Source organism: Brachyspira intermedia PWS/A (assembly GCF_000223215.1).
Taxonomy (GTDB): Bacteria; Spirochaetota; Brachyspiria; order Brachyspirales; family Brachyspiraceae; genus Brachyspira; species Brachyspira intermedia.
In genome coordinates this window covers 707,206-721,499 of sequence record NC_017243.1, presented here as the reverse complement: position 1 = coordinate 721,499, position 14,294 = coordinate 707,206, and the positions used below count along the sequence as shown (strand labels likewise).

Genomic DNA, 14,294 nt, shown 5'->3' with positions numbered 1-14,294 from the left:
ATATTATTGAGATGCTGAAGTAGTCATCATTCTTTCATCAAATTTCTTCTTTATTCTATCGAATTTTTCTCTTGTTCTAGTTACCGCTGAATTCATTTTACTTATAGCTTTTTGATTAGCTGTATATAATGCTAATGATTTTCTGGCATATTGAATTAATTCATTTCTTTTATCAGGATATAAATTTATTAGTTTTATTATAGTATTATAATATCCCTCATTTGCCGCTATCATTCTATAATGCTTCATTTCCATATCATTGATTTTACTCTCGCCTTCTTCCGCATTAACTAATGAAACAAAATTATCATTATTGTTATTTACATCTGATATACCTTCCATAGCAGTCATTAAGTTTTCTATTGTACTTATATAATCTTCTCTTGAGGCTTCCTCTCCCTTATTTAAAAATACTATAGGATCACTATCAGAACTTTGATTTATAATCTTTGATTGATCATTTATTGTATTTATATAAGCCTTTTTTGGATTTAATACTTCTTTATCCTTATCAGTAACTACATCAACAACACCATCATCAAGAACAACTATAGTAGAACCATCTTCTGCAAAAGCTACTTCAAAACTTGTGCCCCTTACCACAGAAGTAGTAGTTGATGTATGTACTTCAACCATAGCACCGGCATTCTTATTTATATTAACTTTAATGTAACCTTCTAATAATGATAGAGAAACTTTACCGCTTTCTTTTGAAATAGGCTCATTAACAAGAATTATAGTATTTTGAGGAACTACAATAGAACCTATTTTATCACCTCTTCTGCTTAAAGTAAGGTCAACCTGACTGTCAACTGATGTTCTTAATCTATATTCTTTATGTACTTCACTTCCTCTAAAAGCCCTAAGTGATTTATTTATATCAGGCTTTTCTATGAAAGCTACGCCAGATATTCCTGTAACTTTAAAAGAGATATCCTGTGATAATAAAATATTGCTGAAAGACAAAGCAAATAATATTGCTGATAAAAATATTCTATTAAGCATAAATATACTCCTTAGTTTTAATACATAAAACCACTAAGTAATATAAGTGTATAATTTAGTATTAAAAAAGTCAATAGCAATAAAATTCAAATTTACATATTTATATTAATATTCGGTAATGTAGGATAAGCAAATAACATATTTAAATTAAAATCTTGAACATTTAAATCTACTTCATTTTTTGTATCAAAACACACACTTATTATATATGAATCATCAAGAATAAAAGAAGCAAAGAATATATCATCTGCATTTCTCACTTCTCTCTCAATAAGATCAACTTCTATAGAATTTTTTATATCAAAAATAGTTTTGCCAAGCATTTTTATATACGCTTCTTTAATAGTCCATATAGTAAAAAAATCTATTTCTAGTTTATGAGTATTTTTAAGGTATTCAATCTCGCTTTTATAAAAATATTCTTCAGCAATAGAAAAATAATCTCTTTCCCTTATCTTTTCAGCATCTATTCCAACATTATATTCATCGCTCATAGTAGCAGCAAATAATTCTGAAGTATGAGTACCATTAAAATATAAACTATTTTCATTTTTGAAATAAGGCTTTTTATTTTCTTCTCTCTCTATAATTAAGTTATTTTTATTATAATGATTTTCAGACATAGAGAGTATTAAATTCTCTAAATTTTTTCTTGCCTCTGCCCTATTCTCATTATCATTGAAACTATACTCTAAATAAGTCATAAATAAACCTTTTTAACAACTTTAGTCAATAAACTTCCCTATTAAGGTATGGCTTTTTATCTCTGTAACTTCAGCATTGAAAATATCGCCCATATTAAGTTCTTTTTCTTTTTTTACTAGAATTATTCTGTTTTCCTTGCTTCTGCATAAATAATGCATATTATCTTTAGCTATATCATCTACCATTACAGAAGTTTTTTTGCCTACCTGCTTTGATAATAATTTTTGTGCCAATTCTCTTTGATAATTTACAAGATTAGTAAGTCTTCTTGCTCCTGCCACTTTATCATACTGTATATTTTTTTTATAAGCAATAGAGCCTTCTCTTTCTGAATATTTATACAGGTAAGCTTCTTCAAAACCTATACTTTCAAGCAAATTTAATGTTTCTTGATACTCATCTTCTGTTTCATCAGCATAACCCACTATTATATCAGTAGAAATAGGAAAATCATCAGCATAATCTCTCAAATACGATACTTTTTTTACATATTCATCTTTTGTGTATTTTCTATTCATCAAATTTAATATTCTATCCGAACCGCTTTGAAAAGGTAAATGTATATGTTTGCATAAACTATTCAAATTCCATATAGCATCAGCTAAATCTTTATCAAAATCTTTAGGGTGAGAAGTTAAAAACCTTATCCAAACCTTATCTTTAGCCTTTTCGTCAATAACTTTGTCTAATTTGTATAATAATTCTGTAAAATTAATCTCATTATCAATATCAAGCCCATAAGAATTAACATTCTGCCCTAAAAGAGTTATCTCTTTAGCTCCGTCATCTATTAATCTTTTAAGTTCTTCTATTATTTCGCCTGATTTTCTACTTACCATTTTTCCTCTTGTATGAGGCACTATACAGTAAGTGCACCAATTATTACATCCATGCGATATTGGTATGAATGCTTTATGAGGCTTATCTTCATCTACATAAGATTTATTAAATATGTAATTATCATTAAATTTTCTTACAAAAACTTCCTCATCCTTCAAATAATCTATGATATTAACTTCATTATATACATCAAATATTTTATCAACGCCAAGTTTCTCAAGATGTTCTTTGGAAGTTTGAGCCATACATCCCATAATTATTATTTTTGTATCTTTTTTATTCTTTTTTCTATTTGCATTGAATAATTTAACTCTTGAAAATACTCTTTCCTCAGCATGAGCCCTTACACTGCATGTATTTATTATAATATTATCAGCATTTTCATGATTTTCTGTTTGTATAAAACCTTCCTGCATAAGCGAATTTATTAAACTATTAGAATCCGCCTTATTCATTTGGCATCCGTAATTTTCTAGGTAAAAATTCTTCATGTTCTATTCTTTATTATTATTTTTTTATGAATTTGGATTTTATGTCTTCAACTATTATTTCCGGCACTAATCCGTCTATAGGTCCATTAAATTTAAGTATTTCCTTTATTAAAGAAGAACTTACATAAGCATAATGTTCTGATGTATGTAAAAATATAGTATCCATCTCTGGATATAATAATTTATTCATTCTAGACATTCTTAATTCATAGTATAAATCTTCACTGTCTCTGATACCTCTGGCCAATACTTTTATATCATTCTGCTTCATATACTCTGTTACAAGCCCGGATATAGTTACAATTTCTATAGTATCATTATCCCCTATTACTTTTTTAATCATATTCTTTCTTTCTTCTATACTAAAAGTAGGAGATTTATCCAAATTAACAGCTACAGATATATAAACCTTATTGAAAATATCAGCAAGTCTGTAAAGAACATCGAGATGTCCTAATGTAAAAGGGTCAAAAGTACCCGGAAATATTACTTTTCCATTTTTCATAATGATAAAGTATATACAAAATTGATATAATATCAATATAAAAAATAACATTTATTTTAATACTTCAACAATTTATACATAAATACAGTGTTTTTATGTTTTATTACAAAAAATATAAAAAAAATAAATATTTTTTCTATTATATGTTATAATTTAAAGAATAAATATTTATTAGGAGTTAATTATGGCTCATGTTAATAAAACTGAAATAAGAGTGATATATGCTGATACTGATCAAATGGGAGTTGTTTATCATTCAAACTATTTAAGATATTTTGAGATAGGAAGGACAGAGCTTTTAAGAGAGTTAGGCATTTCCTATAAAGATATGGAAGAAAAATATGATATAATGCTTCCTGTAAAAGAAGCTTTCGTAGATTATAAAATTTCTATAAGATATGATGATGTTATAGTAGTTTATACTAGTGTTGAAAAGTTAAAAAATGTATCATTAAAACTAAAATATGAAATAAGAAGCAAAGAAGATGAAAAAATATTATACTCTACAGGTTATACACTTCACCCTTTTGTAAATAAAAAAGGTCAAATAGTAAAACCTGATGAATATCTGTACAATATAATGGCTAAAGGTAAATAATATATGAGCTGGCTGAATGTTATATTAACTGTTTTATCATCTGCTAATATGGTTGGGGATTTAGTAAAAACAACAACTATGGAAAGCAGAACAAAAAAACTATATAGTAAATTAGATGAAAAAGAAAAAGAAATAATAGAAAAAGTGGAATCTAAAACAAAAAAAGAATTTCAATATATATATTCAGAGATAAATTCTTTAAAAATAGTAGTAAGATTTTTGTTTTTCATTTCTTTAATATTATTAATTTTATTTATTATTTCATTGATATTTATCATTTTTGTTTTAAAATATAAAAATGTAATTTAATTTTGAGGGTTTTATATGGCTACTACTACTGCTGTAAAAAAAAATAAAAAAGCTTTAACTTGCTCTGTAATTACAAGAAGCGGTCCTATATTAAGATCTATAAGAATAGATCATGTAGAGATACCTTCTCATGATGGTTATGTTTCAATACATCTAGATCATTGCCCATATATAGTAAGAATAGGTTATGGTGAACTCAAAATATATAATGAAGATAATAAACTTATAAATATGTATGTGGAAGATGGTATAGCTGAAGTTACTAATAATGTTATAGGTATATTGGTAGAAACAGCTTTATATCCAAAAGATATAGATGCTGCTATGTTAAAAGATGAAATAAATAAATTATCTACTCAAATGGTTATTAATGCTGAAGAAGCAAGAAGAAATCATGAAAAAATAGCCAAACTTAATAAACAAATAGAAATTTCTTCTAAATAATATGCTATTGTAATTTTAGTATTATCCGATAATTTAGTTGACATATTTTTATAGCTTAATTATAATTAATATGTTAACTAAAAATTTATATTAGATGATTGAAATATGCCTAAAATAGAAGATTTAGAAAGACTAGGAAGTATTGCTTTTTTGATAGGAAATAAAGCATTACCAAAAGAAATATCACAAAACGACTATGATCGTTTTAAATCAGTTTTTACAGATGAACATATGGCTAGTTCTATGCCAGCGGAAGATAATGGTTTACCTTCTATTGATGATTTAGATAGTTTAGATGGTTTAGATTTTCAAGATAATTCAGACAATAATACATCTGATGATATTGATAATTTACAACTTCCTGAAGATTTTGACAATCCATTATCTGATGATCCAGATGATTTAGGACTACCTGAAGATTTAGATAATGATAAATTATCTGATGATATAGATGATTTAGGACTACCTGAAGATTTGGGTAATGATAAAGTATCTGATGATGTAGATGATTTAGGACTACCTGAAGATTTAGATAATGATAAAGTATCTGATGATGTAGATAATTTAGAGCTTCCTGAAGACTTAGATAATGATAAAGTATCTGCTGATATAGATAATTTAGAGCTTCCTGAAGACTTAGATAATGACAAAGTATCTGCTGATATAGATAATTTAGAGCTTCCTGAAGACTTAGATAATGACAAAGTATCTGCTGATATAGATAATTTAGAGCTTCCTGAAAACTTAGATAATGACAAAGTATCTGCTGATATAGATAATTTAGAGTTTCCTGAAGACTTAGATAATGATAAAGTATCTGCTGATATAGATAATTTAGAGCTTCCTGAAGACTTAGATAATGACAAAGTATCTGCTGATATAGATAATTTAGACTTACCTGAAGACTTAGATAATGACAAAGTATCTGCTGATATAGATAATTTAGAGCTTCCTGAAGACTTAGATAATGACAAAGTATCTGCTGATATAGATGATTTAGGACTTCCTGAAGACTTAGATAATGACAAAGTATCTGCTGATATAGATGATTTAGGACTTCCTGAAGACTTAGATAATGACAAAGTATCTGCTGATATAGATGATTTAGGACTTCCTGAAGATTTAGATAATGATTTAGTATCCAATGATTTAGATGATTTAGGTTTACCTGAAGATCATGATTTAGGACTTCCTGAAGATTTGGATGATGATAAAGTATCTGCTAATATAGATGATTTAGAACTTCCTGAAGATAAAGAATTAGAAGATAAAATAGCAATGGATATCAATAATGATAATTCAAATAAAAATGATATTCATTCAGAAAAATTACCAGTATTAGATGATTTACCTTTACCTGATACTTTACCTAATATAGATGAAGGCAGAGAATATGAATACAATGAAGATTTACCTAATATAGAATCTAATGATGATCAAAAATCTAATATAAATGATTTAGAACTTGATGATATATCTGATAGTTTAGATGATATATTAGAAGATGAAGATTCAAATTTAGATGATATTTTATCTGATGATGAATTAGATGAAGAAGATAAAAATGAAGTTAAAGAAGAGGCCAAAGCTGAAGAACCTCAAGATGATATAGATTTAGATGATTTATCTTTAGACAGTATTATGGATGAAGATAAAGAGGAAGAACCTAAAGACGAGGTTGATGAGGTTAAAGAAGAGACTAAAACTGAAGAACCTCAAGATGATATAGATTTAGATGATTTATCTTTAGACAGCATTATGGATGAAGATAAAGAGGGAGAACCTAAAGATGAGGTTAATGAGGTTAAAGAAGAGGCTAAAGCTGAAGAGCCTCAAGATGATATAGATTTAGATGATTTATCTTTAGACAGCATTATGGATGAAGATAAAAAGGAAGAACCTAAAGACGAGGTTAATGAGGTTAAAGAAGAGACTAAAACTGAAGAACCTCATGATAATATGGATTTAGACGATTTATCTTTGGACAGCATCCTGGATGAAGATAAAGAGGAAGAACCTAAAGACGAGGTTGCTGAGGTTAAAGAAGAGACTAAAGCTGAAGAACCTCATGATGATATAAATTTAGATGATTTATCTTTAGATGATGCTATAGAAGAATATGAACAATCACCTAAAGATGATTTAGACTTAGATGATGTTATAGAAGATATAGATGATAAAAATGAAAATAAAAATATATCTAATAATATAGTTGAAGGAAGTACTACTCTTCCATCTCCTGATACCGCTAATAATTTACCTGCTTCTAAATATGAAGATGTTGATAAAGATGTAGATCATGATAAAGTAATTAATGCTATAAAATATCTTCCTCCGCTTACACAGTATCATGTTTTAGATGCAATACTTAATGAAAAATTAGACAGAATTTCTATGGAGGCTTTACTTAATGCCTTAGAGAGAGGTGAGTCTAATGAAAACATTACAGAATTACTAAATAAAGAATTAGGTTTGAGTATTAAAGAAGAAGGCAGTAAAAATGTATTAGAACTTATACCTATACCTAATTCATTAAAAGATTATGCTAAGATAATAAGAGTTGCAGCTGTATTTTTAATATTATTTGTAGCTGTAGTAATTTTATCTTTCCAATTTATTTATAAACCTGTAATGGCAAATAAATACTATAATCAAGGTTTAGTAAGCATATCAAAAGGAGCTTATGATGATGCTGAAAGAAACTTTTCTGAAGGTGAAAGATTAAAACCAAAGCAGATAAAATGGTATAATAAATACGCAAGAGCTTATATTGATAGAGAAACTTTCAGTTATGCTCTTAAAAAGATACAAGGTGCTTTGGATATTAAACCTAGAGATTTTGAAACTAGAATAACTTTCGGATACTACTATAGAAAGAAAGGTGAAAAAGAATTATCTGTAGAAGATTATACATTAGGCGAAGAATTATATAATGATATGTTAGTTTATACTGACAAGAAAAAAGAAAAAGAAACTATATATGATGAACGCGGTCTTCTTATGATAAGTAGAGCTAGAACTTTGGTAGAACCTAATTATTATGATATCGCTTATAATAATTATAGGGATATGATCAATTTCTTTGGAGATGGAGTTGTACCTAGAAAGAGAGCTATGCTTATAAAAATTTATCAGGATAATTATGAGCAAGTTAAAGCCCTTCAAAATCATATAAACTTATTGAAAAAAGATTATATAGATGATGAGGTTTATCCTAAATTAGCTAAATATTTACTTGATAAAGATGATTTTTATGGTTCAAGAATATTATTTGAAAATCTTCTAACTGCATATCCTAATAATTTAGAATCTATAGTAGGTTATGCTGATTATGAGGCAAGATTAAAACATTATGATAGAGCTATGGAAATACTTAATACAGCTGCATTACCTTTATATGAATCTAATCCTTTCTATAGAGGAAAAGAATTCGTATATAATATGTTAGGACAGATATATTATAATTTAGGTGAATATGGAAATGCGGTTAAAAACTTTACTGAAGCTTTAGCTATAAATTCAGTATATCCTGATGCTAATTATAATTTAGCTAATGTTTATTTCTATAGAGAAAAAGATTATGAAAAAGCTAAACAGCATTATCAAACTGCTTATGATAATTTAGCACCTAATCTTAGAAGCGATAAACTTCTATATAATTTATCTTGGATATATTATTCAGATGGAGAATATGACAGAGCATTTGAAGGATTTAATGCATTATTCCAAAAGAATCCTAGCAATAGTGTTGTTTCTTATGCTTTAGGTAATTCGCTTTTACATTTGGATAAAGCTAATTTAGCTAATGGTTTCTATAGAAATGCTTTAAGTCAGGTATTATCTAAGAGAGACAGATTAGGAAGATTAGAAATGCGTACAGAAAGTGATTTTATACTAGTAAGTTATTTAGCAAGCCTTTATAATAATATAGGTGTTTCTTATGCTTATAACTCTACTATTACAAATACTATTGTTAATGAGCAGCAAGCATTTAAATATTTTGTATTGGCAAGCGAATATTTTGATCAAATAAGAACTTCAAATATAGATTTGGAGAGAATGGAAAAAAGAACTATACTTGTTGATAATCAAAATATAGGGGCTGCTACTTATAATATAATGTCTGTACAAGGAAAAAGAAATTTGAAGCAGGCTACTGTTATAGATGATTACATACCTAAAGATATGTATTATGTTAGATAAATAAATATCAATAAAAAAGCAGAGAGTTAAATCTCTGCTTTTTATTTTTAAATACAAATTAAATATTTGCTATAAATTTCTCAAATGAACTTTTCCGTTTATATCTATAGTTTTATTTCCTTTTTTATACATTATAAATAAATAATTAAATCCTCTCAAATAAAAATTATTTTCAGCTGCTGCCATATGATAATTACCTTTATTAAGAGTCTTATTATGACGTACAACAGATACAATATCTATAGGCATAAAATATTTACTCATAATTTCAAAAAGTTTAAAACCAATAGGCATAAAAGGAAATCCCTTTTCATAAGAATCAGAAACATATAAAGCCATATATCTATCTTTTTTCATTATTCTAAATATTTCATTAATAACTTTTTCCATAGCCTCATAATATTCATTTTCTCTTGCTGTTAATTTTCCAATACAATTTTTCTCATCAGAATAATTTATATGAGTACTGTAAGGCGGATCTATAAATACAAAATCTACTTTTTCATCTTCTATTGGTATTTTTCTAGCATCAGCTTTGAAAACATCTTTTCTCTGTAATGCTTTTGGATTTATATCATACCCTAAAGCTCGTCTTCCCAATTCTCTTGCCACATCAATAGTAGTACCGCTTCCAGCCATAGGATCAACTACTAAATCTTTTTCTTTTGTATATCTATTTAGAAGATTCCAAATTATATATGAAGGTGTTGCTCCTATATAATGTTTATGCTTTTCTTCTTCGCTTTTTAAATACTGCTGGGAAGGATAATCCCATAAAGTTGTTGTTTGCAATTCTAATTTTTTTTCATATTTTTATTCGCTTTATAAAATTTTTATAAATAATATACTATAACTATTTATTAGCAAGTATTGAACAAAAAAATTACTTGTTAAAAATAAATACTTTGATATTATATAATAGTAAATATTATTGGGTTATTATAAATGAGAAAAAGAATAAAAGCTATAATATGTTCTGCTCTTTCTCTGATATTTGGGGGAATAGGAATACAAAAATTTTATTTAGGTCAGACTAAAAGAGGTATATTGTATGTTCTATTTTTCTGGACTGGTATACCCTATTTGCTTTGTGTTGTAGATTTAATAAGATTTATATTTATGACAGAAAAAGAGTTTAACCTCATATATAATAAAGACTATATTGAAAATATAAATTATAAAAATGATTATGAAAATTATAAAAGTAAATTTGATGATGCTATAGATGCTGAATATAGTTATGTTGATGAGAATAGTGATGATAACAAAAATGAAGAAAAAAATTATAATAATCAAGAAAATACAGAAGAAAATATTATTAATAAAGCATTAGAATATCATAAACTAATTAATGATACTATAATTTCTATAAAAGATTATAATTTTTCAGCCAAAGTTAAACAGTTGAATCAGTTATTTAAAAGCATTATTGATAAATCAAGCGGATATAAAAGAAATGAAATAGCTATAAAAAATCTAGATAAAATGTTGGAATATAATATACCTACAACATTAAAACTTATTAATTCATATATAGATTTATCATCATCAAATACTTCAGATTTAAATAATGTCAAAAAAGATATAATAGAATCTGTAGAATCAGTAACAATATATTTAAATAAGGTATTAGAAAATATACAAAAAGACGATATTATAGATATAACAAGCGATATAAATGTGCTTAAAGCAGGATTAAAAAAAGACGGATATGTTTAAAAAAAGGAGATATTACAGTGGATAGCGATGGAGTATACAAAAGGGTAAATATAAATAAAGTTATTAAAAATATTCAGAAAAATAATAATGATATAACAGAAAGCAAAGCTCAGGAAATAGCATATATTATGATAAAAGAACTTAATAAAAAAGTTTCTGCTATGGTTAATGACTTTGAAAATGGAGAAGGAGATTTCATGGCATGCTATTTTGATGCCATAGATAAACAATAATAATTCTTTATTATTGCTGTAGATAAACTCGCTTAAATATAGATGACAATTGAAATTATCAACTGCTAGTTTATAGCTTTAAAAAGTTTTAATATAACTATAGATAATTTTTATTACTAATATCAACAATAATAAAAAAATCTCGTTTTTAAATCTATATAAGCTAAAGCTGATATACACTCTATTTTTATTTCTAAACAGCTAACAATTTATAACTTAAAAAATTTAATAATATTAATTTATATAGAATTTGTATTAGTAATATTATAAAGAGTAAATAATTTTATCAAATACATTATAAATGGTTTTTATTTTATAAAAGTATATTTTTTTATATTGACTTTTTATTTTACAATGATAAAAATTAATTAATAAATAATATAGGAGGATATTATGTCATTATCAGATGATATCAAATCAGGATTTTATTCAAGCATTGGTATGATGCTAAAAGGAAAAGAAAAGCTAGAGGAAGCAGCACGCGAATTCATAAAAGATAAGAATGTTAGTGCTGAAGAGGGAGAAAAGTTTGTAAAAGAAATGGTTAATAAAGCCAATGAAACTAAAGAAGATGTTTCCCAATTTATAGACGAAAGAGTAAAAAAAGTTGTTGATAAAATGGGATATGTAAAAAAAGAAGAATATGATGCTATGAGAAAAGAATTAGATGAATTAAAACAATCTATCAAAAAAGATGAACAATAATACATGTTCATTAGTATAAAAGGAGTTTTTTTATTTATAAAGAATAATTAAACTCCTTATTTTATAAAAAATGATGAGTTATATAAAAGTGCGGGTGATTAAATAATATGAACAACATAAAATCTATAAACAGAGCAAGAGAAATTATATCTATAATAATAGCTTATGGATTCAGAGATATTATAGCTATAACTCCAATATTAAAAATAATAAAAAATCCAATTGATAAAATTAATATCAAATATAATGGAGTTGATTTAAGAAAATATAGCAGAGCCGAAAGAATAAAAATGGCTTGTGAAGAATTAGGTACAACATTTATCAAATTGGGACAAATACTTTCAAACAGAAATGATATACTTCCAAAAGATATTACAGAAGAATTGAGCAAACTTCAAAATCATGTAAAACCTTTTGATGAAAATATAGCAAAAAGTATTATTGAAACAGAATTAGGAGCTAAAATAGAAGATATTTTTGAATCCTTTGAATTAACTCCTAAAGCAAGTGCCTCTATTTCTCAAGTTCATACAGGCGTATTAAAAAACGGTGAAAAAGTAGCTATAAAGGTAAAAAGACCTAATATAGAAGAAAATATACTTACAGATATAGAAATTATAGTATGGCTTTCAAATATCATAGAAAAATACAATGAAGAATTTGCATTGATGCAGCCTCAAAAATTAATAGCAGCATTTAAATCCCAGCTTATACAGGAATTAGATTTCAATTTTGAAAAAAATAACACTTTAAAATTTGCAAAATTCTTTAAAAATAATAAAAATATAAAAATAGCAAAAGTATATGATGAGTACAGCACAAAAAATATATTAACTATGGAATATATAGAAGGAATAAAAATTTCTGATATAGCAGAAGATGATACTAGATACGATAGAAAAAAACTAGTTTCCATAGGTATAGATGCTGTATTAGAGCAGATATTTATGCTTGGTTTCTTCCATGCTGATCCGCATCCTGGTAATTTAATGGCTTTGGAAAATAATGTACTATGTTTCTTAGATTTCGGTATGATAGGATTTATTCCGCCTAACTCTAAAGATGCTTTTTCTTCTTTAATTATGAGTATAAGTTCTGCTGATTATTTGGAATTATCTAAATCTATACTAGATTTATGCTATCATGGAGAAATAAGCAATATAGATGAATTCAATATGGCTATATTTATATTAGTAAGTAAATACGTTGATATGCCTTTAGATAATATAAATATAGAAGATGTGTTTAATGAACTTATAGGTATAATAAGAGAATTCCGTTTAACTTTACCTAGCAATATTATGCTTTTAATAAAATCTTTGATAGTTCTTGAGGGAGTTGCTAGAAATCTAGATAAAGAAGTAAAATTGATAGAGCATATTAAGCCTTTTGCATTAAGATATGTTAAAGAGCAGATGAAGCCTGATAATTTATTTAGACAATTCAAGAAGTTATTCTATGATTATAGTTATATCATAAAAGAATTTCCATCTGACTTAGAACATTTAGTATCAGTTATAAAGCAAGGAAGTGTAAAAATTCAGTTGGAACATAAAAAGCTTGAATCATTAGCTTCTACTTTAGACGGTTTAGCAGATAGATTAAGTTACTCTATAGTTTTAGCTTCTTTAATATTGGCAAGTGCTTTAATTATCACAAGCAAAATGCCTCCCCTATTTCATGGAACATCTGTTATAGGAATGATAGGATTTGCATTATCAGCTATAATGGGATTCATTATGATTATAAGCAGATTTATAAAGAAGTATGTCAAGAAAAACAATTAAATATTAATTATAGAAATAAGCAATAAAAAAGCCCCTTTAATAGGGGCTTAAAAATGCTCCGAGAACAGGGCTCGAACCTGCGACCCGGTGATTAACAGTCACCTGCTCTACCGACTGAGCTATCTCGGATTCTTATTTAATGTTTAGGTATTATAGCACAAAGCAAAAAAATGTCAATACCTAAAACCTATTTTTTATTTATAAGCACTAAAATATTCTAAAATTTCTTTATATTTTTTTGAATTATCACCTGATAAAACAATATATTTATTTAGATATTCATATACATTTTTACCATACTCTTGTTCTTTTTGAGTATCATTTTTCTTTACTGCATCATCAAATTTTTTCTTATAAATAGTAGCTAATTGATAGTTAGAATTAGGATCTGCTCTCAAATTTAATGCTTTTTTATACAATTCAATAATTTTATCTTCTTTAAAATCTTTAGTTAAATATATAGCACCATACATATATACATCCCCCAATTTTGGATATGAAGGATGCTGCTTCAAAGCCGCCATTCCTTTAGAATCTAATACATTTATATATGCTTTTAATTTTGTATATGCATTCATACTTCCATCAAATTCGGATAATGTAGTTGAATATCCTGCTATCCTATCCAATTCCTGATCTTTACTAGGAGTTATAGGTACACTGAAATCCTGCTGAGAAAATGCAATAACATTACATATAAATAATAAACATATAATTATTTTATTCATCAATTTTTCTCCGTTTTTATAA

Annotated in this window: 14 protein-coding genes and 1 tRNA gene; 8 read left to right on the top strand and 7 right to left on the bottom strand. The window is 26.4% G+C overall.

All coding sequences use genetic code 11. The annotated features are described in order from the left end of the window. Positions 1–3: 3 nt before the first annotated feature. The 4 genes from BINT_RS03205 to coaD form a co-directional block, all read right to left on the bottom strand. Positions 4–1,005 (bottom strand): FecR family protein, encoded by a 1,002-nt coding sequence (locus BINT_RS03205; protein ID WP_014487120.1) that lies wholly within the window; start codon positions 1,003–1,005, stop codon positions 4–6. 92 nt (positions 1,006–1,097) lie between these two features. Next, positions 1,098–1,709, bottom strand: coding sequence for a 4'-phosphopantetheinyl transferase family protein (locus tag BINT_RS03200; protein ID WP_014487119.1), 612 nt, complete (start codon positions 1,707–1,709; stop codon positions 1,098–1,100). Between the two features lie 21 nt (positions 1,710–1,730). Then, the gene (miaB, locus tag BINT_RS03195) at positions 1,731–3,041 is read right to left on the bottom strand and encodes a tRNA (N6-isopentenyl adenosine(37)-C2)-methylthiotransferase MiaB (protein ID WP_041177215.1); all 1,311 of its coding nucleotides are present in this window, start codon (positions 3,039–3,041) and stop codon (positions 1,731–1,733) included. Positions 3,042–3,057: 16 nt separating this feature from the next. After that, entirely contained in the window at positions 3,058–3,546 is a 489-nt protein-coding gene (gene coaD, locus BINT_RS03190) for a pantetheine-phosphate adenylyltransferase (RefSeq protein ID WP_014487117.1), read from the bottom strand. Positions 3,547–3,730: 184 nt separating this feature from the next. On the opposite strand from coaD, the gene BINT_RS03185 reads away from it, so the two are divergent. From BINT_RS03185 to flcA, 4 genes are all read left to right on the top strand, one after another. Next, entirely contained in the window at positions 3,731–4,144 is a 414-nt protein-coding gene (locus BINT_RS03185; protein ID WP_014487116.1) for an acyl-CoA thioesterase, read from the top strand. A 3-nt stretch (positions 4,145–4,147) separates the two neighbouring features. After that, positions 4,148–4,453, top strand: coding sequence for a hypothetical protein (locus tag BINT_RS03180; RefSeq protein ID WP_014487115.1), 306 nt, complete (start codon positions 4,148–4,150; stop codon positions 4,451–4,453). Between the two features lie 15 nt (positions 4,454–4,468). Further along, the gene (locus BINT_RS03175) at positions 4,469–4,897 is read left to right on the top strand and encodes a F0F1 ATP synthase subunit epsilon (RefSeq protein ID WP_014487114.1); all 429 of its coding nucleotides are present in this window, start codon (positions 4,469–4,471) and stop codon (positions 4,895–4,897) included. A 105-nt stretch (positions 4,898–5,002) separates the two neighbouring features. After that, a complete protein-coding gene (flcA, locus tag BINT_RS03170) occupies positions 5,003–9,100 on the top strand; it encodes a periplasmic flagellar collar protein FlcA (RefSeq protein WP_014487113.1) in 4,098 nt (1,365 codons plus the stop codon). Between the two features lie 69 nt (positions 9,101–9,169). On the opposite strand, the gene BINT_RS03165 is transcribed toward flcA, so the two are convergent. Next, positions 9,170–9,892, bottom strand: a complete 723-nt coding sequence (locus BINT_RS03165; RefSeq protein WP_014487112.1) for a DNA methyltransferase — start codon at positions 9,890–9,892, stop codon at positions 9,170–9,172. A gap of 153 nt (positions 9,893–10,045) precedes the next feature. On the opposite strand from BINT_RS03165, the gene BINT_RS03160 reads away from it, so the two are divergent. The 4 genes from BINT_RS03160 (at position 10,046) to BINT_RS03145 (ending at position 13,544) form a co-directional block, all read left to right on the top strand. Then, entirely contained in the window at positions 10,046–10,819 is a 774-nt protein-coding gene (locus BINT_RS03160) for a TM2 domain-containing protein (protein WP_014487111.1), read from the top strand. Positions 10,820–10,836: 17 nt separating this feature from the next. Continuing rightward, the gene (locus BINT_RS03155; RefSeq protein ID WP_014487110.1) at positions 10,837–11,052 is read left to right on the top strand and encodes a hypothetical protein; all 216 of its coding nucleotides are present in this window, start codon (positions 10,837–10,839) and stop codon (positions 11,050–11,052) included. A gap of 393 nt (positions 11,053–11,445) precedes the next feature. Continuing rightward, positions 11,446–11,757 (top strand): phasin family protein, encoded by a 312-nt coding sequence (locus tag BINT_RS03150; protein WP_012670743.1) that lies wholly within the window; start codon positions 11,446–11,448, stop codon positions 11,755–11,757. 107 nt (positions 11,758–11,864) lie between these two features. Next, a complete protein-coding gene (locus tag BINT_RS03145) occupies positions 11,865–13,544 on the top strand; it encodes an ABC1 kinase family protein (RefSeq protein WP_014487109.1) in 1,680 nt (559 codons plus the stop codon). A 56-nt stretch (positions 13,545–13,600) separates the two neighbouring features. On the opposite strand, the gene BINT_RS03140 is transcribed toward BINT_RS03145, so the two are convergent. Continuing rightward, positions 13,601–13,673, bottom strand: a tRNA-Asn gene (locus BINT_RS03140). Between the two features lie 65 nt (positions 13,674–13,738). Beyond that, complete coding sequence (locus BINT_RS03135; protein ID WP_014487108.1) at positions 13,739–14,272, bottom strand: hypothetical protein; 534 nt, start codon at positions 14,270–14,272, stop codon at positions 13,739–13,741. Positions 14,273–14,294 lie beyond the last annotated feature (22 nt).